Genomic DNA, 24431 nt, shown 5'->3' with positions numbered 1-24431 from the left:
CTATATAATAAAGTAAATAATTTACGAAAACTAGACAAGACAACAGGGGTAGTCATGGAGACGAATGAACGAATATTACAAAGACAATTTTCTCTGCTAGAACCAGGGGTTATTATGGCTGCCTATTCCGAAAGAGATGTCGGATGGACCGATAGTAGGGATGGTATGGACTTCTACCGGTTTATTTATGCAACTGAGGGAAAAGCTGTTGTCGAGATTAACGGTGTTACTCATAATATTGAACCTAAGCGATTGTATTTGCTCCGGCCCAAAACAAATGAATCTTATGAAATTACCGTACAACAGAAGACGAAGTATTATTGGTGCCATTTTTGCTTGGATACGCAGGAATTCAAGTTTATTAAGCTGCTCAGAATACCATTCACCGCTTCGGTTCCGATACCAGATGGGGAGTATGTCATTAACATCATTTTGCGTATGATGGAAGCTCTGAATCAGGAGTCGATAACGAGCCCACTGAAGTTAAAAGCTGCGATATTGGAGTTAATGTCTTTCTACATTGATAATAGTGCTCTTATGTTATCAAGAGAAAATTATTACGAGATGCTGGAGAGCGGGGAGAAATGGACCGAGGTTATTGATTATATTGAGAAAAATCTTCATCATAATATTCAAATTGAAGATTTAGCCAAGGTCGCCTATCTTCATCCGAACTATTTGATTACCTCATTTAAAACGGTAATGGGCTGCTCGCCTATTCAGTATGTGACGGAAAGACGCCTCGAATTGGCGAAGAAGCTGTTGAAGGAGACTGATCTACCGATCTCCGATATTGCAAGTAAGGTAGGTATGCTTAATCATTATCTGCCAAGGCTTCTCAAACGGCAGACGGGGATTACACCAAAGCAATATCGCCGGTTGATGCAGGTGGATATTCGTAATATTAAATCAGGCGATGGAAATAATGAGGTGACAGAATAATGGAAGCCATTAATAATGAGGAGGCAAAAGCCTATTTCAGCCGTGAGCTTCTGATCTGGTATAGAAGGATAAAACGGGATCTGCCATGGCGGATGAATCAAGATCCGTACCGAGTATGGGTGTCTGAGATTATGCTGCAGCAGACCAGGGTGGATACGGTTATCCCTTACTATGAACGGTTCATGAGTAAATTCCCGACCGTACGTGCGCTCGCCGAAGCGCCGGAACCGGAAGTACTGAAGTGCTGGGAAGGGCTTGGCTATTATTCGCGTGCTCGTAACCTGCAGGCAGGGGCGCGTGAAGTAGTCGAGCGTTATGGCGGAGTGGTGCCGGATGATAAAACATCGGTAGCAGGTTTAAAAGGGGTCGGCCCTTATACAACCGGAGCGATTATGAGTATCGCTTTTAATCGTCCAGAACCAGCTGTTGACGGCAATGTGATGCGTGTTCTGTCCAGATATCTCTGCCTGGAGGAAGATATTGCGAAGCCCGCCACTCGCGTGGGAATCGAAAAGCTTGCTGCATCATTAATTCCTGAAGGAGCAGCTGGTGATTTCAACCAAGCCTTGATGGAGCTTGGAGCACTTGTCTGTACGCCAAAGTCGCCAAGCTGCCTGCCATGTCCCGTAATGGAGCATTGTGCAGCCCGCATTGCCGGAAGAGAAACAGAGCTTCCAATTAAGACGAAGGCGAAGCCGCCTCGTCCTGAGAAGCGGGTATCCGTTATTGTTGCCGGTACTGGTGTTAACGAAGGTAAGATTCTGGTTCGTCAGCGTCCGGAGACAGGCTTGCTCGCCCAGATGTGGGAGCTACCGCATTTATTGGTGCCGAAGGAGCAAGAGCAAGTGGTTGAGGCAGCAGGTGAAGGCAGCGGCAGCAGCACGGAATATGCGGCTGCAGGAGAATGGCTGACACGGTCGTTGGAAACGGAGACGGGTATCCTGATTCGCCCGCGCGGCTGGTTTATGGATACGGATCATATTTTCAGCCATATTCATTGGAAGATGCGCGTTTATCTGGCTGACTTAGGTCCTCATGCAGAGATGGCAGAGGCTGCAGGTGTTAGCTTTGCCGCAGAGACAGCGGCAGCCTATGAAGTTGACGGTGGCGGCTTAAGGAAAGAATATCGCTGGATCGGTCCGAAGGATATGGAGACATTAGCTTTTCCAAATGTATTCTTACGCATATTGCGAGATTATTGGACGTAAAGGGGACAATAACATGAGTGAAATGCTGGATTTATTGCTGGAGCATAAGATTGTAGCTATTCTAAGAGGAATTGAAGACCATCAAGCAGATGCTGCTGGACAAGCCTTGATAGATGGCGGCATTCGCCTGATGGAAATTACGATGAATACACCGGGAGCTACCGTCATGATCGAGCGTTGGCGGAGCCGGTTCGACGGCCGAGCGGCCGTAGGCGCAGGAACGGTGCTGGATGTGGAGATGGCGAAGGCGGCAGTCGCTGCTGGCGCACAATTCCTAATCTCACCGAACCTGGATGAGGAAGTCATCCGCTACGGACTTGAGAAAGGTGTATCGGTATGGCCTGGTGTTATGACACCAACGGAAATCGTGAAAGCTTGGAAAGCTGGTGCCGAAGCGGTAAAGCTGTTCCCGATGGGGACGCTTGGCACCAAATATTTAACAGAAATCCGAGGACCGCTGGATTCCATTCCGATTATGGCGACTGGCGGCGTTGACCTACATAATATTTCGGAATATTTTGCCGCTGGAGCTAATGCCGTTGGCATGGGCGGCAAGCTCTTGAACCTGGAATGGGTTCGTGAAGGCAAGTACGATCTGATAACAGAACGTGCCCGTCAATTTGTTGAGGCGGTCCGTCCTTTGTAGAGCTATTGGCGTGCTACATGACGGTCCAGCCACAGCTTGGATTGTTCAAGCATCTTGAGCGTAATCTGGTGATTTACTCCGCTGTATTCGATCATATGGAGCTGCTCGGATGCGATAGCTGACTTATTGTTCATAAAATACCGCTGACTGTCAATCGGAACGGTTGTATCTTCTTTTCCGTGAAGCAGCAGCAATGCCCGCTCATCCTCAAACGTTAATTGTGTGAACGGATCATGGGCTTTAAGCGCCGTTCGCTCCTCTGGGGTGAGCGGCGTTTTGCCCATATATTCAAGATATTTCTCCTCGAATCGAATCCACGCACAGGATCCATTAATGACGACGGCAGCTTGCAGCGCAGCATGCTTCGCAAATGATCCCGCCGCGATAAATCCACCAGCCGAATGTCCGATGATGCCGATACGGCCGCTGGAATCTGAGATCTCATCGACGATTGAACGAGCTTCTTTTACCCCTTGCAATACAACCTCCAGGAACTGCTTTTCCAGTACTTCTGGATTCGCATAATCCAGCTTGCCCCGCTGTCCATGATACGGTAGTTCAGGGATAACAGCCTTGTAGCCCCAGCCTGTAATAAGGGAGGCGAAGAACGGATAGCTTTCCATTGAAGAGCCCCAGCCATGATATAAGAGAACGGTGCCAATTGGCTGTCCTGCGGGCTCGAACTGCAAGCAAGGCACATCAGCAATACTTGTTTGATTTGGATTCATAATTCCCCTCCGACAAATAACAATCACCTATTTAGACTATCATCATTTCCTATGGAAATCTTCCTAAACTTAAAGTTCCCCTATAAAAACAAAGAGCCCGCGGCACGGGGGCCACAGGCTGCAAGAGAGAAATATAATAAAGGGGGGTCATGTCCTTTATTATAGATTGTGTAAATGAAACCAACCTGAGTGCAATGTTACAGCTTCATTACAAGGTTATGACTCTCTGAGCATTCTCTCATTCATTCAAGTGGTGTGGGAAAATAAAGTTCTTTAATGATGATTTGGTTCTTGTTTCTTACCAAGATTTGCGGGAATTGCTGCTTTCGCGGATGGTGCAGATATTGGACAAGAGAAATCCGCCTTAGTTTCTGTGAACAGAAAAATATCTCAAGGGGATGGGCAATATTAAAAGCATTCGATAAAATTTTGAAATGAGGACTATGATAACATTACGGGAGACCTCGAAAGACCTGCTTAGCATCGTAATGCGGCTTTATCTTGAGGGGAGAAGAGAAATGTCAAATGTGGCTAGAACAATATATTTCAAAAAAGTTTAGGACATTATAAAGAACTTCGTATCTTTACGGGAAAAATACTCATTCCCGATCTTAACAAAGTACTCGTTGAATTGCAGTATTGGTCCTCCACCGATATAATCGGGCCTTAAAAAGGAAACCTCTCTTTCCGATGCAACGGCGTAAAAAAAGTCTTCATTTGTTTTAAGTTGGTACAAGATCTACACACTCCAATAATAGTATTAAGATAAATAAAGCGTAGCCCATCGTAAATGGTGCTACGCTTTTTAAGTAAATAAATCCTTCAGGAACTTGTGAGCTTTCCTTACCTCAGTAATGTTCATCTCCGAGAGCTGTTCATTGATCATATTAATGATAATATCAGAAACTGCCTGTTGTCATTCGAATAATGACGACAGGCAGTTCTTGTATTTAAACTACTAGTCCAGCTTGATCCCAAAGTGCTGGCGTAACGCTTCCTTGTATGCTTCGTCCGATTGGGGCGTGAACACGTTGACCCCATCTTGGGCAAACAGGCGGAATTCCTTCCCGGCCACCGTGTTCCGGCCCTCCCGGGTGCGGATGGCAACCATCTCTGCCTTCGTAAAGATCGAGTCCGGCGCATGCTCGCACCAATAGCTGGCCATGATGTAATCCTTCGGCAGCTGCGGCTCCTCCGTGAATGAATAGAGCCGGCACCATTCTCCATGCTTCAGTTCGCACATCATCCAGCCGTAGTAAGGGTCCTTGTCCAATCGGTAAGTTTCATCGCCCTGCCGGTGCGGAAGCCCCTCGACCATGGCGACTGGCCGACGGGGAACGATGCCGCCGACGCCAACGTCACATAAATAGGTTTGGTCCCCGGCTTCAACCTTCAGCACTTGATGGCGGCGTTTCGGAGGAGGGGACGGATCGTCGCGCCAAAAGCGGGCGAACAGATCGGTTACAGGGTATCCCAGCTCGCGCAGCAGCCATCCGAACAGCGCGTTCAACTCGAAGCAATAACCTCCGCGCCGCCTGACGACAATTTTATCGAATAGGTGATCGATCTCAAGCGAGATCGGCACGCCGCGCACAATGTCCAAATTCTCATAAGGCACGGCGTGAAGATGACAGTCCTGCAGATCTGCGAGCACTTGAGCGCTTCTGTCTAGCAGTCCGTCATAGCCGATTCGATCTAAATAGAGCTGAACCTTGCTTTTCACGTCCATATTTCCGTTCTCCTCCCTTAAGACTAGTTTAGATCTAGTTTAACTCAAGCTTGTCGTGAGGGGTGACAGTTGTTGTCGAACGAGCCGGCGGAAATAAAAAAGATGACCATGATATAGAAGGTCATCTCTTGGCTGCTTAATTCCGCGGTGATGTATTTAAACTGTTCGCTTGGTGACGAACAGAGATGGGAATGGGTCACGTCGATCTTGAGGAATTTATTTCTTTTCCAGATCATGTGATTAGTGTGAATTTTCGCAGTCGAAGGTACGGCTGTGAGGATTGTGGCAGTAGCGGATATATAGAGCGCTGGGTGGATGGTGAATTTCGTGGATTATCCTGCGCTGGTTATGGCATGAATATACATGAAGTGGGGACAAGCAGCTTTGTTACGTTAACGGGCAGAATGTTTGCAACTTCTCAAGGATTAGAAGAGTATAGCTGCTTTCGCGAGGTTGATCATAAAAGCAATGAAAGACATAATCAATTGTACTACCCCAGCACCATTCAATCGGTCCATTACATTTCTCTTAGTACGGAGTTCATCAAGTTCTCTCATAACTGGCTCGCTGATCAGATCAAAACTATTGACGAGGCGCAGTTGAACTCATTTGGGATCGACGGGAAGTCGAAGTCGTGTCGAAGCACGTACACGTAAAGTTGCAGGCCGAAACATCGTAATGGCTATTGCGGATCGGGTCAAGCTATAAAAATCATGTCAAGTCCCTGGTTAATTTCCTTGAGACGTTTGGATACGAGTTGACAATACCTGATCATCTCAGTCGGTCAGAAAGGGTCGTTTACAACATTAAGTCTCCGGTGAAAAAAGTAATAGACTGACTCCAATATTATAGCAGCGTTAGCGGCCCAAGATCTTATAATTAGGTCTTGGGCTGCGGCATTAAGCTAACGGGCAGGTTAGTTCCAATATGTGGTATTATATTTAGCAGTAATGCCCCGTAAAGAAAGGAAGGGAAAATGAAGAGAATAATTCCGATAATACTTAGTGTCCTGTTGCTAACCACTATTATTGTTTATTCAAAAACCAGTAGCGCAAATAAATTAATACATCAAAAAGTGACCTTTGCCTTGGAATCAGAAGAAAATTTATCAGATTGGAAAGTCGTATTAACTCCTTATCTTAAAACGTCTATAAAAAAATGGGTTTATGATTTGGATATACAATATACGGGCAACGAGCATATTACAAATATTGAATACAGCTACGGTACTATTAAAGGTAATGCTACACTTACGGAACCAAGCACGTCGTCATGGGGTACTATTGAAAACTTGGTTCCAAAGAACGGAAATGAGATTTCAGTAAATATTCAATGGGATGAACCCCAGGGTAAAAACTATAACGGAAAAGCTATTTACACAATTGCCAGAAGTAAGATTTAGGATTCTGCCATTACACTAACTGGAAACTATAGAGTAACAATCGATAGCAGCCGGGGTATAAAGTTCGGTTGCTTTTTTGTTGAACTAAGGGCAGGATACTTTGAAAATAAAGTGGAATATATTGGTTGATATATAGTTATTGCTATGGAAAACTAGAGGCAATAGGGGGAATAAGTCAGATGACACCAACAACTGCATTCAAAGCAATGGTTTTATTTTTGGAAGCGTATTATGAAAGAACAAAATCAGATGATGTTGCTTCACTGCTTGGTGACCTTATTCTACTCGATGATGGCTCAACAGTAGACCCGGCTGCTTGGAATGAATGGCTGATTTGTCTTGAACAAGTGAGTGTATAGGACGACATTACGCTAACTGGGAACTTTAGTGCAATTCAACACTACCGTATCAGGGAGGTTTTTGTGAAGCAAAGTGTAATAACGGGGAGGAAGAATAATTAATGGTTAGGTCACTCTCAATAGATAACTGGATAGGGGACGAGGATAATGGTGGTACACACTTGAATCCTACTTGGGAGTTAATCTTATCTGAATTAAGAAGACTTAATGGTGATCAGCATACTCTTCTTTCTCTTAATTTGAGTGAAGATGCTTATATGCTTGTAGGTGGCGGTGAAAGTGGTTATTACATTGTGACAGCTACTTTTGATAATATGACCTACTACAATTTAATTGATGAGTCTCAAACAGATGAAACAATATATCTAAAAGCTGGTGGCCAGTTTGGCGATTACAGTAGAAAGATGTGTATTGATTTTAATACGATGTCTAATGCGGTAAAGACATTTGCCATACATGGTGAAATTGATAGCTCACTTTCATGGTTAATTGAATAAGACTTTATTTAACAAGGTGGTTTAAGCTAACTGGGAACGTTAGTTGAACGCACCATCGAGCAGTTTGCCGCCCGGCAGCTGCTCTTTTTTCATTATGCTAAGAAAGGGGATTTCCATGAATCAGCAAAATCCGATTTTCATTCTAATTCAAATCTTTCTCCCTTTGGTTCTGGGCTATCTATTGGTCTACAAGTACGTTGATATCATGACAAAAACCACTCATTTTGTTTGTCCGTTGTGTCGTAGCAACTTTAAGTTATCAAAATTAAAATTTGCGGGTTCACTAAAAACAGGGGTATTGAACGAGCGAATTGTTACTTGTCCCGTTTGTGGTTACAAAGGCAGGATGTCCATTTTAAAGGATTAGAACGAAAATTATATGGTAACGGTATGAACTAACGGAGAACGATAGCTCAATCATGTCACAGCGGTGGCCGGCCACTCGATCGGCCGCCGTTCGTCGTTGAAGTAAAGGGAAGTTCACTTCCAATATATGGTGCTATTCATGAGACTTTCGTCATTGATGGAGTTCCGCATCTAGCCCTAGACTTTTGTCTAGCGGAGTACGAGGCCGACGACCGGTTTTATTGTCTTTAGAGTTTGCTAAGATGAACCTAACAACCTATTCGACTGATAACATCGGATATAGAATACTGAGGAGGCTCAATAGTGAAGAAGAAAATACTAAAGAGAATAGGTTATAGTTTTGGAGGGTTTTTTGGACTTATTGTATTAGCTGCTTTAGTTATAGTCATCAATCACAAAATCCATCTGAGCAGGGAAGATGCATTAGTTAAGCCCATGGGTCAAATGGTTACAGTAGATGGACATAAAATGAGTGTATATACAGAAGGTCAGGGAAATAAAACCCTTGTATTTCTGGCAGGAGGCGGTACAGCCTCGCCAATCTTAGATTTTAAAAGCTTATATACTCGCTTAAGTGATGAATATAAAATCGCAGTACCAGAAAGAATAGGGTATGGTTACAGTGATGTTGCAAACGTTCCAAGAGATCTTGACACCGTATTGGAAGAGGACAGACAAGCGTTATTATTAGCGGGTTTGAAGCCTCCCTATGTATTAGTGCCTCACTCTATTTCGGGGTTGGAGTCCGTTTATTGGGCTCAAAAATATCCAAAAGAAGTTTCTGCAATTGTAGGAATAGATGTGGGTACTGTAAATGCGTACTTCGACCCCAATTTGCCGAAAGCATCTGATTTTGTAACAAAAATAAAGATACTGGCATTTGTAGAACATATGGGAGTGACACGTTTTATCCCATCCATGGTTAAGAGCGAGGCGGCAATATCGGCAGGGGATTTGACAGATCATGAAAAAGATCTATATAGAGCCATATATTATAGGAGAACTAATACACCACCGATGGTAGAAGAGCTAGTGGATCTTTTAGATAATGCTCATAAAGTAGATGATATGCCACAACCACAGTTACCAGTATTGTTTTTCATATCGAATGGTGACGGCATTGGTCTTGGTTATACTAAAGAACAATGGCAAGGGTTCCAGATATCTTACCTTTCAAAAATTGCTAATAGCAAGTATGTATTAATGGACGACTATGGGCATTATCTTCAAGATTTTGCGCCTGATGTACTTGCACAGAAAATCAAAGAATTCATACCAGCTAACTAAAAATGAATGTTTGCATTTGATTCAAAGAAAAGGTCATCCTTAAGGGGATGGCCTTAAAACTTGCCGTTACAGACAGCGCGGTGAACCGTATCATAAGTAATGGCAGGTTTTATCGGTAAATCCTGTAGCAGGCTATGAGCATTTCGAGAACATCTTTGAACTCCCTGCGGATTATGCTGCTGAAATTCACCGCGCGGCTCAGCTTACAGCATTTGCTATGAAAAGTACGTATGGATGTGATGGGATTTCTACACGGCAACATAATGAGCCTGCTGGCAATCAAGACGTGTGGCACTATCATCTCCATGTCTACCCTAGATATATGAATGATCAACTTTATCTATCAAAGGGTTCTCAGTCCGATCGAGATGAACGCTCATTCTATGCTAATAAGTTGCGTTCTTGGATAGAGGAAAATAGTTAAGGCCTAGGGAGGGACAGATGCTAACCCGAGTAGGAGATGAACCTGTGATTACGTGGGTACTTAGAGAGGAAAAATAAGATTCTCTCATTAAGCTATCGGGAAACATTAGTTGAATAAAGACCAGGTAGAAGCTGCCGGCGATGCTCGGCAGCTTTTACTACGTTAACGGAGTTTAGTTGAATAAGGGCACTCTATTGTGAAATGTAATGAATGATAAGTCGGGGAGGTATACAGTGCAATGTCAAATCCGTATGGACAATTTGAAGGCACGCCGTTATGGGAAGTTATAAATAAAGGGATAAATGATCTTGTAGAAAATAACGACCTTGAAGAAACAACACAAAGAGAATACATAGTCGGCTATCTTTGTAAGCTAATCAATGAATCAATGGCAAAAAGCGATTAAACTATCGGGAAACGTTAGCTCAATACTAGTCTTTGGACGGCAGCCGAATCGGCTGCTGTTTTTATGCTGTCCAGGGAGTTGGAGTTGGGCCCTACTTTCAGATTTCATTAAAAAATTTATTTTCATTCTGGAAATTTGGCATGCCTCTGATTAAACAACTTTATTTTCAAAATTTCAGACGCGGCACCACTCAAAGTCGTCCCCATTAAACAACTTAAATATATGTGAATCCGATTTTGATCCCCTGAAAACCCTTGATTTTACTGCACCATGGATAAAGAACTTTATTTTCTCTCACCAATTCAAGGTTCCAGAAAAGATAAGAGCCACCCTATCATTAACCTATTTTTCTATAAATAGTTTCTAGTCTAGCCATAGTTAGCTATTAGTCCATGCTGATGAAAAACAACTTACGTACACTGTACAATCTTTATAGGAGGTGTCGTGTTGAGTAGTCCCGCTATAAAAAAACGGTGCAAAAAGAAACCTATTATTGTATGCCATCCAAAAGGCAATAAAAAGAAACGTCATCCACGATTAATTAAGAAGAATGTTTGTATAAAGTGTCCCCCGCTTAACGGACAGCAATTACTAAGTGGACTTGCGGAGGCAATTGCAGAGGCTGGACCTCAAGGACTTGCAGGAGCACTTGGACCCCAAGGATTAACTGGACTTGTGGGAGCAATCGGTGCACTTGGACCTGAAGGACTTGCAGGAGCACTTGGACCCCAAGGAGCAGCAGGCCTTGTAGGGGCGATTGGCTCACTTGGATCCCAAGGAATCGCAGGAGCACTTGGACCCCAAGGGCTAGCAGGCCTTGTAGGAGCGATCGGTTCACTTGGACCGGAAGGACTTGCAGGAGCACTTGGACCCCAAGGAGCAGCAGGCCTAGCAGGAGCGATTGGCGGACTTGGACCCCAAGGATTAGCAGGGCTTGCAGGAGCAATTGGCGCCGCTGGATTGACGGGTCCAACAGGAGCAACGGGACCAGCGGGACCAGCGGGTCCAGCGGGACCTGTAGGGCCGGCTGGTGGAGTATTAGGCTTTGCAGATTTTTTTGCCTTAATGCCTCCTGATAATGCAGCAACCGTTGCTCCCAATACGGACGTAAGTTTTCCGCAAGATGGTCCAATTAGTGGGACTGCCATTACTCGTATAAATGCGAGCTCATTTAACTTGGCTGCAATTGGCACATATCAGGTTTTATTTCAGGTAAATGTAAATGAAGCAGGTCAATTAATTTTAACACTAAATGGCGCTGATTTAGCCTATACAGTGGTCGGGCGTGCAACAGGGACTTCTCAAATAGTAGGAATGGCGCTAGTACAAACAACAGTGATTAATTCAGTACTCACAGTTCGAAATCCTGCAGGTAATTCCACTGCACTTACTATCACTCCATTAGCTGGAGGGACCAGGTCGGATTCCGCACATCTTGTAATTATGCAGATAGCATAGAGAGTGAAAATCTTTATATGGGATTTTTTGCTCATAAAGTCGAAGAGGGACTGTAGTCTGCAGTCCCTCTTCTTGGCGATTTTACGATCAGCAAGAGCATGATCTCTGATTCTAACCTAGTTGCTGCGAACCATTGAACCACACGGATTTGATCGACAAGGTATCCGAAATATTAGTGGTCGGATCACCGTTTATGAGAATAAGATCAGCACGCGCACCTTCGGTAATCCGACCGCGATCATGAAGACCAAAGCAACGGGCCGGTTTGGTAGTAGCCGACTGAAGAGCTTCGATCGGAGTGAACCCAGCCTTCACCAGAAGCTGCATTTCGTGGTGGACACTGGCCCCATGAGCAAGGCCGCCAAGATTCGGAACGGGAACCGGTGCTACATCCGTCCCTACAAGAATATCAACTCCGGCACGGTGAAGATCCATCACATTCTTAAAGCTGTTTTCCATATTGCCTTGTGGGAACGTGTTGAAGCTTGAGTTCAAAATATCGATCCAATCCGGACTTAATTTGGAATGAACCCGCGGATCATTCGCCAATTCCGAAGCCGGATTTCCAATAATCGATGAATTCAGCACCAAACACGGTGTAACAAAAGCTCCTGAATCCGCTATGGATTTCACTAACTCGGACGTGTACTTGGGTCTGTCTATAAACAAGTGGCCCAAACCGTCGACTCCAAAATCGATGGCTGCTTTCGATGAAAGAGCCGTCAAGACGTGAGCGATGACCAACTTATCGAACTTGTGGGCTTCATCCACGGCTGTTTTTAGAATCTCATCGCTTAGAACAGGCAAGCCAGGTGCACCCATGACTGTCCCTTCTTCGATCATGATCTTAATATAGTCGGCTCCATTCTCCACTTGGGTATGCACATGTTTGATCGCTTCTTCAACCGTCGTCACTTGCGGTATTTCTTCGTGATCGTGAGCGTATGCGGCCAACATTGCTTCCCTGTCTTCCTCCGATAACTTCTCTAGTTCCTTTAATACAAATTCCGGTATTTCATCTCCGTCCGGCAGTAATTCATCCGGGTGCCCACCAGGGGCGGTAATCGCTGTACCAGCAGAACGGACGTCCGCGACGTCGTCCACATTTTTTAACTGAATTTCGCGCCCTCTTTTAGTAAAATCGCCGTTCATTTCGAGTTCTGTTGTAACGCCGAATTTTAAGGCATCTCGTAATCCGCCGATTGAGGTATGGACATGTGCATCAATCAGACCAGGTATTAGTGTGCTATTTTCTCCATCGATAATCGTTGCATCGGCTGGAATGTCTCCGCCCACTGAAATAATGGACTCCCCTTTAATGACGATATGTCTGGGAGCAATAATTTGATATCCATCAAAGATTCGTACATTTGTAATCGCCGTAATTTGTTCTAACGCAGCATTTTGATTTAGTTGCTCCATTTTAATTCCTCCTAATGTGTTTGTGCTTCAACATTTCGAAGTATAACTGTTAGAAAACTAACTGTCAATAAACTAATATTTATTTGACAATCCTAGAGGATCACTGTATATTTTAGCTACTTACAATTAGATTCCTAACAATTACAGAGGGGACGATGGACGATCATGCATTCCCGAAAAGATACGGTTTATATGGATTTGTTTCAGATTATCGGTCTTAAGTTAAAGAAAAGAGCGGATGAGAGTATAAAAGAGCTAGGATTAAGTTCTCAACAAGGAAAAGTAATCGATTATATTTATGAGAACCAAAATAATCATATTATTCAAAAGGATCTTGCAGATCGGTTTCATCTACGTGGGGCAAGCATTACAAGCATGCTTCAAGGTCTAGAGCAAAAAGGGTTCATCGAGCGCAAAATCCCGGCCAATAATGAACGACAAAAAAATATATATGTATTACCAAAAGCGGTTGAATTGATTGAAGGCTTTAATGACTCATTCCAAAAGGTGGAGGATGAAATCGTTCAAGCCCTTAATGACGAGGAGAAGCAAATCTTAAAGAATTTGCTGATCAGAATTAATGAACGCTTATAAAGAACCCGATGAGTTTATAATAAAGCGGCAGCAGATCATCAGAGATCCGCTGCCGCTTTTTATTGAAGAAAAACAATATAATAAAGTGGGTTTAGCTCAATGTAAATTAAGATGAGGGGCATATGGTGTTGTCATTTTCGAACTTTTTTTGAAACACCTCATCCAATAACATAATTTCGGCTTTTTGGCTGACGGCATGATCCCCAAGTTTTACATCAATTATAAAGTCATTACTTAGCAGCTGTCGGTACCATGTAATGATGTCGCTCTCAGGCAGCTCTCCCAGTGTCTTCGTTTCGGGTGGGATTACCGGAATTCCGGCTTGTTCTACCAGACGAAGGTTTTGTTTAATTTCTACGGCTATCTTCCTTAGCACGCTTTCACTTCTTGCTGTCTCTATATCCACCATACCGTCTTTTGTATAGAAATGCTTGTTTACAATAGCCAACGCAGCATGCGAAACATGGAATGCTTGAATGTCATTCTGTATTTCATAATGCAAATCTACCAATTCGAATATTTTGGCAAGCTCCTGTACTCTTTTGGTTCTCAGTCCATTAATTTCACCAAAAATAGTTCCTTGATGTTTCTCGGAACCGAATTGTGCGTACAGAATACCTTCTTTGATGTCTCCACCTGCACCCGGGAATCCTGGGAGTAGCCGCTCTCCCACGATTTCAAGCCAGCTGTCGTATTCGATGGTGTTAGTCAAGGTGACAATGGTTTCGCTCTTATTATTTTTAATTGCAGACAGGGCAGATTCAGCCTGATCATATCGCACAGGAATGAAAATGAAATCATAAATGTCGTCGTTATCGAGCTTTTCGATCGTGTTTATCGATATTTTCTTTATGGTTCCATTATGGTTGTATTCTAGTCCGTTCCTTTTCAGCGTATCCAGTCTCTTTCCTCGTGCCAGTATAGTGACGTCCAGCCCGTACTGTGCAAATCGGAGCGCGTATACACTGCCAATCACACCCGCGCCAATTATTAAAAGTCTAATTTGTTTTTTGGTGTTCATTGATAATCCTTCCTTTCAGATTAATTATCACAGATTGCTTAAGCAACAACTGTTAGATAAGATATTAGTACCGCATTCTTATGAATTCAACCGGCAGATTATGTGGAAAGTTGCATAGGCAACACATTTTGATAATTGATGTTTAATCTGGGGGCAGGGATATGGTAAATCAGCAAGATCCAAGGGTTTTGCGCACACGGCAGTTAATAAGGGAAGCATTCAGAGAATTGCTGCGGAGTAAAGGATTTGATTCAATAACCATAAACGATATCGCACAGAGGGCTACCATTAACCGAGCTACCTTCTATGCCCATTACCTAGATAAGTATGCTTTGCTGGAAGAGATCACAGAACAGGCTTTCCGCGAGATGATTCCAAACGAAGTGATGGATGCACTTGAACTTACAGATGAAATATGTGATCAACTGATCTTGCTCACACACCGCTACATCATAGATTTTTATCAGATATGCAGAATGGATTCCAAATCAATGGCTACGATTGTAGATGAAAAAATAAATAAAATGTTGCAGCAGACAATAGTAAGTATTTTATTGAAAGGGGGTAACTTCCATAGAGCAGACCGTTTCCATACAGAGATCATTTCGGCCCTGACAGGCTCAGCAATTTATGGCGCAACACTTCATTGGTTAACAGTTGGGAAAATTGATCGGACCGATTTGCTTTTAAACATTGTTCGTCCCTATGTTATGAACGGTCTTAAGCTGTATCCCAACGACACATCGCAATAAAAATGGCAGTGGAATATATAATCCACTGCCATTTTTATTGAACTTTTGTTTAGTTATCTAGAATCGAATAAGGTAGGTGCCGCATGTTCCTTACTTACCGCGCATGCTGATAATAAACCGACTCGTACGCGGCTAACTCGTCATCTGCTGATGGTAATGACATTTCCCGGATATTGCTTTTAAGGGCATTGATCAGCTCAGGCTTGCGGAGCAACATGCGAATACGCTCCGCCAAATGACGGGCATCCCCTACGCGGAAGGTATAACCGTTAAGTCCGTCGATGATTTTCTCGGACATTCCGCCTACGCCGGAGGCGATTACAGGCAAATGGGATGCCAGCGCTTCGTGAAGGGCGAGCGGATAATTTTCATACCAGATCGAAGGCACGACGGCAATATCGGCTTCTTGGTAAATGCGCGGGAGATCCGTCTCGGCGTAAGTGCCGCGAAACGAGATGCGCCGGTCTCCGGACGCCATCTGCTGCAGCACTTCCTCGTATTCCGGGTTGCCGGAACCGTAGAGATGCAGCCTGAGTCGGCGAGACGGTACCAATGACATCGCTTGAAGCAGGACGTGCACGCCTTTATGCTCGTTCAACGATCCGCCGTAGACTAGCGTCAGCGAGGAAGCAGGTCGATAGGTTTTAGCGTTCGGGATGAGCGTTTCCCGTCGCATACCGTGGGGGAGCACTTCGATCTGCATACAGGCCAGTCCGCCTTCCGGCCCGGCGCAGAGCTGTTTGTCGACACGCACCAAAATCGATCGCGGGCATACGGACCAATAGTCCGTTAAAGTCATGACATACGGGATTCCCATTCTGCTGGCGGCCTGCACGAACTCGATGCCGCGCATGGCATGAGCGACGTGGATTAAGTTCGGCTGCTCCCTGGTCAGGAAGGGCTTCTGCCCACGCCGACAGCCGGGGATCCTCTAAGATCGAGGGCGATTGGGCCGGATCTGCTGCTTGGCTCCGGTAGGCGAGTACTGGTACACCGTCATAGACATATTCTTCGCTCGCTATTTCGTCAGTTGAAGCGGCCTGCACCGGAAGCTGACCGCTGTAAGTCACGACTTTTACGCGATGGCCGCGCTGCTGCATGCTTCTGGCTACGTTTAGTACGAATTTCTCGGTTCCGGTGTAGGACTCCGGGTAAAAGGAATGGACGATATAAAGGATGGACAGCCGTTCACCCGACTGCTGGAGCTCATTGCGAGGCAGAGCAGCGAAATGCCGGGCTTCGGGCAGCCTCCGGTAAACGCATACTTCTACAAAGTTACTGGGTTATCATATGTGCGCCTGTTAAAAATTGTCGAGGGCGACAACGAATAATTAGATTTTATGCTGGAAAATGTAAAGGGAAAGACAAAAGGTACCACAAGTAGGACCACCCGTTTGATACACAACGCCAACTGGTACAGGATTTGTCTTAATGAATACCCAGGCTAGAAAAATGGAGGTGACATTACAATATGAAATGTGTTTATTGTGAAAACTTGAAACAATTCAAAAGAACAGAACATAAGTGCTACATTTGTTCCATTATAAGACGACGCGATAAGTGGTGTCGCCTCTAGATCCTAGTTTTCGGTCCAAAAGGTTCTAGGGGAAGTTGTTTTGTTATCTAACGGAGCCTTTTAAAGTTGGTCGTTAATCCGACTAATTATGTGGAATAGTAGATGATGTTTATAATCATTTTTCCATACTGGGAATAATCCGCACGTCCCTGAAAGAAAATAATTGTGCTTGTACTCTAATTGAAGAGAGGCAAGAAGATGAAGAAATGGTTAGCGTTCTGTGTTCTTGCAGTATGCATGATGATGTATTCCGCTATTCCTGCATTTGCCGATAATATGACAAAGATGGATAATAAGCCAGGTAATGAAATACGTCATGATGTTAATAAAGGAATTAACGACACAAACCGCGCGCTAGGTACGGACATAAATCGCATCGACAATGGGAATTCGGTACGCACGAATAGCTACCGGGCCAATGCTGCTGACGATAATGATTTCGATTGGGGATGGCTTGGTCTGCTTGGCTTGATTGGTCTTGCTGGCCTGAGAAACCGAGGACGCGATCGCGATCACGCATAGCCATAGTTATTCCAACAGCAAAGAACTCTCTTCATCAGAAGAGAGTTCTTTGCTGTTCACAATTGAGGATTTTGATTTGCAACGGCATTTTTCAAAAAGTCATGCAAAGTCTTAAGTGTCAATGCCTACCGCTGAACCGCTTAATCGCTTCCTCGGTCACCGGTGCGAAGAGGTTAACCAGGTTGCCGTCGGGATCGCGAAACAGCATAGCACGGTTCCCCCATGGCATCGTGGTTGGTTCCTTTACCCACTGGTCGACAAACGGCTTCAAGCGCTCGTATTCGGCATCGACATCGTGGACGCGGAACTCGATGATGACAGTGTGATTGTCGGCTGCCACTGCGGAACCAGCGCCGAACAGCTGCACCGTCTGGGAGTGACCGATCGCCAGGGTGCACGATGGCACAACCAGTTCGGCAAAGACGGGCGCGGGGCGTTCCGCAGAAACACCCATGACTTTCTCATAGAACTCGACGAGACGATCAACGTCGTCGGTAATGATGCGTACAGAAGCAAAATTCACGAGATACCATCCTTCCTATAATAAAATGACACAATACCGTACCCTATCATTTGGGCCAAGCATTATCTCCCACCTCTTTACGGTACTTACTCCGATTATAAAAAAACGCTACTGACAACAGTATGTCAGTAGTGTTTTGAAATTTTTTTGCAGGGACGTACAGCATGATTTTTCATCCGACCACAGCATTACAAGGCGATGAAATACTGCGAATGAACGAGTATAAGTGAGATAAATCCTTAAGACCAAGAAAAGGTCAATATTCCTTGTTGATTTATACATTGGTATATTGTTGGTACCTGAGCTAATGTATAAAATTAGGGAGGGATGCGAATGGTACCGCCAGAGGTTATTTCTATAGGGATTACTGTTTTCTTTGTACTCTGGACTGGAGCTGCTTTGTTTGCCACTATAAAACCAAGAATTTTTTGGAATATAACCCAAGGTTGGAAGGCAACACGTGAACCTTCAACTGCCTATTTTATATTTTCACGTATTGGAACTGCAATATGTGCAATCTTAGGTTTAATATTGTTGATACAACCCTATGAATGAAACGAAGTACGTCAATAATCGTTATACAGCATAAATTAAGATACGGAGGTGTTCAGATGGATTTACTGAAAGGCATTGGAAAGCTGGCGGGCGATTTCACAGGCAGAGTACTTGGAGGTACTGTGCGTGTTGCCGGGGAGCTTGTTCATAGTGATTACATTAAAGAGATCGGCAATGATGTGGAAAGAGTGACGGCAAAGACAGGTGAACTAGCAGGCCAAGCAGCGAGCGGTGTATGGGATGTTGGCGCCGGTTTAATAACGGCGGATAAGCAGCAGGCAAAGGCCGGATTCGATGATCTTGGAGATGCGGTCACGACTACAGTTAGAGGTGCTGGCCAAGGAATCGAATACGTGGTCGATAGCGGAAAAGATGTTGTGACAGGCATTAAGGAAAACGATAAGCAGCTGATTAAAGATGGCGCCAAGAAACTTGGTAAAGCAGCTGCAGTATCCATTATTGCTGTCGGTGTAATCGACATAGTTGATGGTCCGGACGGAATGGATACGCCAGAGACAACCTAATAAAACTTCAAAATGGCAGCTGACGGCTGACGATAAGATCTCGGCTCTGAAGTCAAAGATGGTGTGAAAATTGCAGGTACGGATCATATTAAGGTTCCAATTCCGCTATCCATTAAGCAGTCGATCAGATGATCGGCTGCTTCTTCGTCTTTTTAGGCTAACTTTTGACCATACTGTTTGTAAAAAGAGCAGGTAAGGTGTAATTATGATCTTTAATATTATCGTTGGGTTCATCATTCCTTGGTTATGCTTCGTTCTTGCACCACTTCCAAACAAACTAAAGTTGGTTCTTCGTGTTTTACCAATTAGCTCACTTATGGCATTTCTTCTTAACGACCTTTTTGTGAAACATGGCTTTTGGATTGTTAAACCGATATTTGATGAGAATGAATCCTACTCGGCGATACCCTATAATTTAGGTTTGTATCCAGTGTTGGGAATATTCCTCATCTACTTTATTGAGAGACGTACTTGGTCATCTGTTGTTTTTATTTGTATTTGGAGTATAGGGATTACGGTTGCGGAGTACGTCCTTGTAGAGATGGGAAGGGTTGTATATGATAATGGCTGGCATATCATTTGGACTTTCACTTCATACATTGTGGCATTCTCAATTGTTTACCTGTACAGCAAATCAAACAGGAAACTGTAATTATTTGGGAGGTAAAGCTTGTAATGGAATCTGAAAGTACGCAAAACAGGTTTATTCATATATTAAAAAAAGGAAACACATCATCAGCAACCGCTGCACTCGGTAACGCCGGAATTGCAATCATTAAAGGTTTTGCTGCTGTAACTACGGGTAGTGGAGCAATGTTTGCGTCAACCATGCACTCCATTGCCGATGCAGTAAATCAGGCTTTTGTTTTTGCAGGTAGTGTCTTAGCAGAGAAAAAGCCTACTCGTCAATTCCCAACCGGGTTCGGGCGTGTAATCAACTTATTCTGTATGGTGGCTGTTATTGTTGTAACTGTTATGGCTTATGAGACAATTAAAGAAGGGTTTCATTTAGTGGCTCATCCTTCAGCGTCATCACATGGTTTTTGGTTGAACCTTATTGTATTACTCTTATCCGTAGCAGTTGATGGATTTGTATTAATAAAAGCGACTAAGGAAATCGTTCATGAGTCAAGAGTACAAGCAAAGGGATTAGCGATTGTATCACAAGCCTTTAAGAATGTGGGTCGGGCCGCGCCACCAACACGTTTAGTATTTTACGAAGATCTGGTAGCTACAACAGGTGCCCTCTTAGCTCTTCTTGCGGTTGTTGTAACATCGTTTACTAGCTTTGCACTCCTTGATGGGGTTTCTACACTCCTGATCGGCTTACTAATGCTTGGTGTTGCCTTTAAAGTTGGTTACGACAATATGGTTGGCCTTATCGGTGTTTCTGCCCCAAAGGATGTGGAGGATAAAGTTGCCCAAATTATTTTTTCAAATCCTTATGTTACTGATATTTTTCAAATGCGAGTCCTTCAAGAGGGACGTTATTATCACGTAGAAGGGCAAGTTGAATTACGACCCGGATTAACGCTTGCTGATGCAGATGATATTAAATTCAAAATTAGAGATTCCCTTCTAAATGAAACGGAGATCGCAGATGTAACGATAGGAATTCTTGAGGATAACGGAGTGAGGAACTGGAATCCAGAGCCGGTTAATACATAAAAGCAAAAAGCGATTTTGAAAAGCAGGTTAAAAGAGTGCTTAACATTATGAAATGTTGAGTGCTTTTTTTATTGTATTTCACTTAAAGTGTTTCAACTGTCCATCAAGAGTGTAATAACTAGGAAATGCATTTTTCCGGTAATGATAAGGGGTAGTAGCAATTCTCAAGGGAAATTCACCTTAATCTTGTACACCTGGCATTTTATGTGCACGAATCGGAAAGTCTAAGCATAAGAAAATTCGGAGGTTGAACAATAGATGATCCGATTTGAGAACGTCAAGAAAACATACGATGATGGTTTCGAAGCATTAAAGATGATTAATTTGGAGATCAAAGAAGGCGAATTGACGGTATTGATTGGTCCAAGCGGCTGCGGTAAGTCCACTCTTATGAAGCATATTAACCGTTTGAACAATCCGACCAGCGGCAAAATCTATATTCGTGACAAGGACATCTCCAGCATTGATCCCGTTGAATTACGCAGAAGCATCGGCTATGTCATTCAGAATGTGGGTTTGTTCCCGCATATGAATATTGCGAAGAACGTAGCGGTTGTACCAAAACTGCTCAAGTGGGATAAAGAGGTTACTGCGAGTAAGGTCGATGAGCTTCTCAGTATGGTGAATCTGGACCCTGATGTATACCGGAATCGGTATCCTTCGGAGCTTAGCGGTGGACAGCAGCAGCGGATTGGTGTTATTCGAGCGCTTGCAGCTGATCCTGATGTCATTTTGCTGGATGAGCCGTTTAGTGCGCTTGATCCGATCAGCCGGGAACAGCTCCAGGATGAGCTGATCCGTCTTCAACAGGAACTGAAGAAGACGATTGTGTTCGTGACCCATGACATGGATGAAGCGATCAAAATCGCCGATACAATTGTTCTGATGAAGGCTGGGGAGGTTGTTCAGACCGGATCCCCTGAGCATATTTTGCGTCATCCGGCGAATGAATTCGTTACGAGCTTTATCGGCAAGAAGCATCTGACGAACGATACCCTTGACCCTGGTATGATCGTCGATGACGTCATGTCGGTTAATCCTGTTACAGCTTCCCCTGAGCGAGGGATGGCGGCTGCTATCCAATTCATGGAGAGACATCGGGTTGATTCCTTGATCATTGTTGGTAAAAAAAGAGAGCTGCTGGGTTATGTCTCTATATTCAATGTTCTGCAGGGATATAGACATGAAGATAGTCGTTTGGCCGACATTATGAAGCCCTTTGTTCATGTTGTGGAATCCGGTTCATCGGTTGCGCTTGCTTTGACGCTGATGAATGAGCACGGCTTGCCTTACGTACCTGTTGTTCGGGATGGACAACTAGTAGGACTGGTTACAAGGGGGAGTGTCGTCCGGCATATGGCAGAGATGTACAATCCTGATGATATGAGTCTGGAGGAGCTTACTGCGGAAGCGGAAAAGCTGAAGGAGGAGGCTCCACTTGAACCAGCAGAAGCCGATGAAGTAGGGGGAGGGCGCACATGATGGAGTGGCTGTCTGAGTATGGATCTTTCTTGTCGAGCAGACAGGGGGATATTCTGATTGCTCTTCGTGAGCATATTTATATTTCTGCCCTTTCCATAATCCTTGGAGCGATTGTCGCGATCCCGGTTGGCATATGGCTTGGTGGAAGCCGTATTGGCTGGCTAAACAGTATCATATTCACCATTGCTAACGTACTGCAGACGATTCCGAGTCTAGCGCTGCTCGCCATACTGATTCCGCTGCTAGGTATCGGACGTACACCAGCTGTCTTCGCGCTGTTTCTCTATTCGATTATGCCGATTATGCGCAACACGTACTCCGGCTTTAAGGCCGTTGATCCAAATGTGATAGAAGCGGCTCGTGGGATGGGCTACAGCCGCGTGCAGCGATTGCTTCGCGTCCAGCTGCCGTTGTCTTTCCCTTACATCATGTCGGGGCTGCGAGTAACAACGGTATATATTATCAGCTGGGCAACGCTTGCGACATTAATCGGAGCTGGCGGACTTGGACAGCTCATCTTCTCCGGTATGGGTGTCAATAAGACAGAACTGATTGTGACCGGAGCTATTCTGGCCGTACTTCTGGCGCTTGCAGCAGATTTCCTTCTGGGACTCGCGGAGAAATGGGTCACGGCCAAGACGAGAAGCGCGCCGGCATCCGGTACGGTATGACAGCATGGGGGAATTGGAATGAGACGTAAACAGATGCTAATACGAGTGAAAGGCAAGGCGAGACTTGCTCCGTTAGGAGCTGCGTTAATCGCAGTTTGTATCTTGCTATCGGGCTGCGGTAACGGCAATAGGATTATTATCGGGACACAGACCTTCTCTGAACCAAAGATCCTCGCGAATATGTACAAGCTCCTCATTGAGGATCGGACGGATATGAAGGTGAAGGTTATGCCTGATTTGGCGACAAGCACGGTTGTACTTGATGCCTTAACAAGGGATGACATTCAGATGGCGTCGCTCTATTCGGGAATTATTCTGGATAATTATTTCCCGATTGAGCGCACGAATGATCGGGCCAGTATTCTAAAGCAGGCGCAAGAGGGCTTCGATAAGCATTATGGGCTCAAATGGTTTGATTCCTATGGCTTTGAGAATACGTATGCGTTCACGGTTCGTAAGGAGCTGGCGGAGAAGGAGCAGCTTCATACTATATCTGATGTGAAAGATAAAGCACAGTCGATGAGGCTTGGTGTCGATACGTCATGGCTGGAGCGTGCTGGTGACGGCTATGCAGATTTCCAGAAAGTATACGGCATTTCATTCGGCAAGGTGTACCCAATGGAGGTTGCACTTGTCTACAGTGCCATTGCAACGAATAAAATGGACATCGTTGTCGCCTACTCTACAGACGCACGCCTTAAGCAGTATGAGCTTGTTACACTTGAGGATGATAAGCATTTCTTCCCGCCTTACGATGCTTCTCCTGTTATTCGTAAGGAAGTATTGGAGAAACATCCGGAGCTCCAGGAGGTTATTGACCTTCTCATTGGCAAGCTGGATGCCAAGACAATGATTGATCTGAACTACGAGGTTGATGTGAATAAACGGAATGAGAAAAGGGTAGCCGAGGATTACTTGAAAAAGATCGGATTGCTGAAGTAATGGAGTGAAGCGAGATGGAATTGTTTTTCCGCTATGTGCGAGAAAATTGGGTTGATCTGCTAGTGTTCACAGGGCAGCATATTATGATGGTGCTGATCGGCTTGCTGCTTGCGCTTGTCGTTGGCATTCCTCTAGGTATTATGGCATCGCGAAATCGGGTGAGCGCGCGGATTATTCTGACGGTGGCGAATATCATTCAAGTATTCCCGAGCCTTGCGCTCTTGGTGCTCTTGATGGTTGTTTTTGGCCTTGGGACGACAACAGTAGTTGTTGGGTTGTTCTTATATTCGCTGCTGCCGGTCATTCGGAATACGTACGTCGGATTGACCCAAGTGGATAAGTCGATTATGGAAGCGGGCAAAGGTGTCGGCATGAGCCCGCTGCAGATCATGATGAATGTTCAACTGCCACTTGCGCTACCATTCATGCTGACGGGCATACGAATCGCCGCGGTTATTGCAATTGGCGTGGCAACGATTGCCCCGCTTGTAGGCGGGGACGGCTTGGGACGGGAGATTTATTCGGGTATCAATATGAACAACTCTGCTCGTCTGTACGCAGGAGCTATTCCTGCCGCGATTCTGGCGCTGCTTGCTGACCTTGCCTTAGAGCGACTTCAGAATAGGGCGGAGGTTGCGAGCAGATAGATCGTCTTCAAAATAAAGAAGAAACTAAGAAGGTACTGACTCCATATTTCCGGAGAGCAGTACCTTCTTTGTCTTTAATC

28 protein-coding genes and 1 pseudogene are annotated in these 24431 nt (G+C 44.7%); 23 read left to right on the top strand and 6 right to left on the bottom strand.

Features of this window, described 5'->3' with window-relative positions:
• Positions 1-54: 54 nt before the first annotated feature.
• Genes AB4Y93_RS10895 through AB4Y93_RS10885 form a run of 3 tightly spaced genes read left to right on the top strand, consistent with a single transcriptional unit; the run spans position 55 to position 2796 of the window.
• Positions 55-942: an AraC family transcriptional regulator gene (locus tag AB4Y93_RS10895; protein WP_441891763.1), complete on the top strand. Its 888-nt coding sequence runs from the start codon at positions 55-57 to the stop codon at positions 940-942.
• Complete coding sequence (gene mutY / locus AB4Y93_RS10890; protein WP_441891761.1) at positions 942-2150, top strand: A/G-specific adenine glycosylase; 1209 nt, start codon at positions 942-944, stop codon at positions 2148-2150. Before AB4Y93_RS10895 ends, mutY begins: the two co-directional genes overlap by 1 nt.
• 13 nt (positions 2151-2163) lie before the next feature.
• A complete protein-coding gene (locus AB4Y93_RS10885) occupies positions 2164-2796 on the top strand; it encodes a bifunctional 4-hydroxy-2-oxoglutarate aldolase/2-dehydro-3-deoxy-phosphogluconate aldolase (RefSeq protein WP_441891759.1) in 633 nt (210 codons plus the stop codon).
• Between the two features lie 2 nt (positions 2797-2798).
• Here AB4Y93_RS10885 and AB4Y93_RS10880 read toward each other — a convergent pair whose 3' ends face one another.
• A complete protein-coding gene (locus AB4Y93_RS10880) occupies positions 2799-3524 on the bottom strand; it encodes an alpha/beta hydrolase family protein (RefSeq protein ID WP_441891757.1) in 726 nt (241 codons plus the stop codon).
• Positions 3525-4482: 958 nt separating this feature from the next.
• Positions 4483-5253, bottom strand: a complete 771-nt coding sequence (locus AB4Y93_RS10875) for an arylamine N-acetyltransferase family protein (protein ID WP_441891755.1) — start codon at positions 5251-5253, stop codon at positions 4483-4485.
• 185 nt (positions 5254-5438) lie between these two features.
• On the opposite strand from AB4Y93_RS10875, the gene AB4Y93_RS10870 reads away from it, so the two are divergent.
• The 8 genes and pseudogenes from AB4Y93_RS10870 (at position 5439) to AB4Y93_RS10835 (ending at position 11452) form a co-directional block, all read left to right on the top strand.
• Positions 5439-5909 (top strand): hypothetical protein, encoded by a 471-nt coding sequence (locus AB4Y93_RS10870; RefSeq protein WP_441891753.1) that lies wholly within the window; start codon positions 5439-5441, stop codon positions 5907-5909.
• A gap of 320 nt (positions 5910-6229) precedes the next feature.
• Positions 6230-6655, top strand: a complete 426-nt coding sequence (locus AB4Y93_RS10865) for a hypothetical protein (RefSeq protein ID WP_441891751.1) — start codon at positions 6230-6232, stop codon at positions 6653-6655.
• Positions 6656-6834: 179 nt separating this feature from the next.
• A complete protein-coding gene (locus AB4Y93_RS10860) occupies positions 6835-7014 on the top strand; it encodes a hypothetical protein (protein ID WP_441891749.1) in 180 nt (59 codons plus the stop codon).
• A gap of 101 nt (positions 7015-7115) precedes the next feature.
• The gene (locus AB4Y93_RS10855; protein ID WP_441891748.1) at positions 7116-7511 is read left to right on the top strand and encodes a hypothetical protein; all 396 of its coding nucleotides are present in this window, start codon (positions 7116-7118) and stop codon (positions 7509-7511) included.
• 669 nt (positions 7512-8180) lie between these two features.
• Positions 8181-9164 (top strand): alpha/beta fold hydrolase, encoded by a 984-nt coding sequence (locus AB4Y93_RS10850; RefSeq protein WP_441891746.1) that lies wholly within the window; start codon positions 8181-8183, stop codon positions 9162-9164.
• Positions 9165-9312: 148 nt separating this feature from the next.
• Positions 9313-9588: pseudogene (locus AB4Y93_RS10845) on the top strand (HIT family protein); the annotation flags it as partial.
• Positions 9589-9826: 238 nt separating this feature from the next.
• The gene (locus AB4Y93_RS10840; RefSeq protein ID WP_441891744.1) at positions 9827-9994 is read left to right on the top strand and encodes a hypothetical protein; all 168 of its coding nucleotides are present in this window, start codon (positions 9827-9829) and stop codon (positions 9992-9994) included.
• 444 nt (positions 9995-10438) lie between these two features.
• The gene (locus AB4Y93_RS10835) at positions 10439-11452 is read left to right on the top strand and encodes a collagen-like protein (RefSeq protein WP_441891742.1); all 1014 of its coding nucleotides are present in this window, start codon (positions 10439-10441) and stop codon (positions 11450-11452) included.
• Positions 11453-11563: 111 nt separating this feature from the next.
• Here the strand turns inward: AB4Y93_RS10835 and AB4Y93_RS10830 are convergent, their stop codons facing one another.
• Positions 11564-12874, bottom strand: coding sequence for an amidohydrolase family protein (locus AB4Y93_RS10830; protein ID WP_441891740.1), 1311 nt, complete (start codon positions 12872-12874; stop codon positions 11564-11566).
• 165 nt (positions 12875-13039) lie between these two features.
• Between AB4Y93_RS10830 and AB4Y93_RS10825 the strand changes: the two genes are divergently transcribed.
• On the top strand, positions 13040-13468 hold the full coding sequence (locus AB4Y93_RS10825; RefSeq protein ID WP_441891738.1) for a MarR family winged helix-turn-helix transcriptional regulator: 429 nt from the start codon (positions 13040-13042) through the stop codon (positions 13466-13468).
• Between the two features lie 106 nt (positions 13469-13574).
• On the opposite strand, the gene AB4Y93_RS10820 is transcribed toward AB4Y93_RS10825, so the two are convergent.
• Positions 13575-14489 carry a ketopantoate reductase family protein gene (locus AB4Y93_RS10820; RefSeq protein WP_441891736.1) on the bottom strand — a complete coding sequence of 305 codons (915 nt, stop codon included), beginning with the start codon at positions 14487-14489 and terminating at the stop codon, positions 13575-13577.
• 161 nt (positions 14490-14650) lie between these two features.
• On the opposite strand from AB4Y93_RS10820, the gene AB4Y93_RS10815 reads away from it, so the two are divergent.
• Positions 14651-15241, top strand: coding sequence for a TetR/AcrR family transcriptional regulator (locus AB4Y93_RS10815; protein WP_441891734.1), 591 nt, complete (start codon positions 14651-14653; stop codon positions 15239-15241).
• Between the two features lie 94 nt (positions 15242-15335).
• Here AB4Y93_RS10815 and AB4Y93_RS10810 read toward each other — a convergent pair whose 3' ends face one another.
• Entirely contained in the window at positions 15336-15917 is a 582-nt protein-coding gene (locus AB4Y93_RS10810) for a glycosyltransferase (RefSeq protein WP_441891732.1), read from the bottom strand.
• Positions 15918-16401: 484 nt separating this feature from the next.
• On the opposite strand from AB4Y93_RS10810, the gene AB4Y93_RS10805 reads away from it, so the two are divergent.
• Positions 16402-16572 carry a hypothetical protein gene (locus tag AB4Y93_RS10805; protein ID WP_441891730.1) on the top strand — a complete coding sequence of 57 codons (171 nt, stop codon included), beginning with the start codon at positions 16402-16404 and terminating at the stop codon, positions 16570-16572.
• A gap of 443 nt (positions 16573-17015) precedes the next feature.
• A complete protein-coding gene (locus AB4Y93_RS10800; protein ID WP_441891728.1) occupies positions 17016-17339 on the top strand; it encodes a WGxxGxxG family protein in 324 nt (107 codons plus the stop codon).
• 118 nt (positions 17340-17457) lie between these two features.
• Here the strand turns inward: AB4Y93_RS10800 and AB4Y93_RS10795 are convergent, their stop codons facing one another.
• The gene (locus tag AB4Y93_RS10795; RefSeq protein WP_441891726.1) at positions 17458-17862 is read right to left on the bottom strand and encodes a VOC family protein; all 405 of its coding nucleotides are present in this window, start codon (positions 17860-17862) and stop codon (positions 17458-17460) included.
• Positions 17863-18195: 333 nt separating this feature from the next.
• Here AB4Y93_RS10795 and AB4Y93_RS10790 point away from each other — a divergent pair, with 333 nt between their 5' ends.
• The 8 genes from AB4Y93_RS10790 (at position 18196) to AB4Y93_RS10755 (ending at position 24351) form a co-directional block, all read left to right on the top strand.
• Positions 18196-18417: a DUF6199 family natural product biosynthesis protein gene (locus AB4Y93_RS10790; RefSeq protein WP_441891724.1), complete on the top strand. Its 222-nt coding sequence runs from the start codon at positions 18196-18198 to the stop codon at positions 18415-18417.
• Between the two features lie 56 nt (positions 18418-18473).
• Positions 18474-18941, top strand: coding sequence for a hypothetical protein (locus AB4Y93_RS10785; protein ID WP_441891722.1), 468 nt, complete (start codon positions 18474-18476; stop codon positions 18939-18941).
• A 205-nt stretch (positions 18942-19146) separates the two neighbouring features.
• Positions 19147-19593, top strand: a complete 447-nt coding sequence (locus AB4Y93_RS10780) for a CBO0543 family protein (protein WP_441891720.1) — start codon at positions 19147-19149, stop codon at positions 19591-19593.
• Between the two features lie 23 nt (positions 19594-19616).
• Positions 19617-20609, top strand: coding sequence for a cation diffusion facilitator family transporter (locus AB4Y93_RS10775; RefSeq protein ID WP_441891718.1), 993 nt, complete (start codon positions 19617-19619; stop codon positions 20607-20609).
• Positions 20610-20867: 258 nt separating this feature from the next.
• The gene (locus AB4Y93_RS10770) at positions 20868-22091 is read left to right on the top strand and encodes an ABC transporter ATP-binding protein (RefSeq protein ID WP_441891716.1); all 1224 of its coding nucleotides are present in this window, start codon (positions 20868-20870) and stop codon (positions 22089-22091) included.
• Positions 22088-22762, top strand: coding sequence for an ABC transporter permease (locus AB4Y93_RS10765; protein ID WP_441891714.1), 675 nt, complete (start codon positions 22088-22090; stop codon positions 22760-22762). The genes AB4Y93_RS10770 and AB4Y93_RS10765 overlap by 4 nt, the downstream gene beginning before the upstream one ends.
• Before the next feature lie 18 nt (positions 22763-22780).
• On the top strand, positions 22781-23704 hold the full coding sequence (locus AB4Y93_RS10760; RefSeq protein ID WP_441891712.1) for a glycine betaine ABC transporter substrate-binding protein: 924 nt from the start codon (positions 22781-22783) through the stop codon (positions 23702-23704).
• Between the two features lie 14 nt (positions 23705-23718).
• Entirely contained in the window at positions 23719-24351 is a 633-nt protein-coding gene (locus AB4Y93_RS10755) for an ABC transporter permease (protein ID WP_441891710.1), read from the top strand.
• The last annotated feature ends 80 nt before the right edge of the window (positions 24352-24431 follow it).

The sequence above is a fragment of the Paenibacillus sp. YAF4_2 genome (assembly GCF_052113225.1).
In the GTDB taxonomy this organism is placed as follows: domain Bacteria; phylum Bacillota; class Bacilli; order Paenibacillales; family Paenibacillaceae; genus Pristimantibacillus.
The sequence above is the reverse complement of the archived record's forward strand: the minus strand, read 5'-3'. Positions and strand labels throughout refer to the sequence as shown.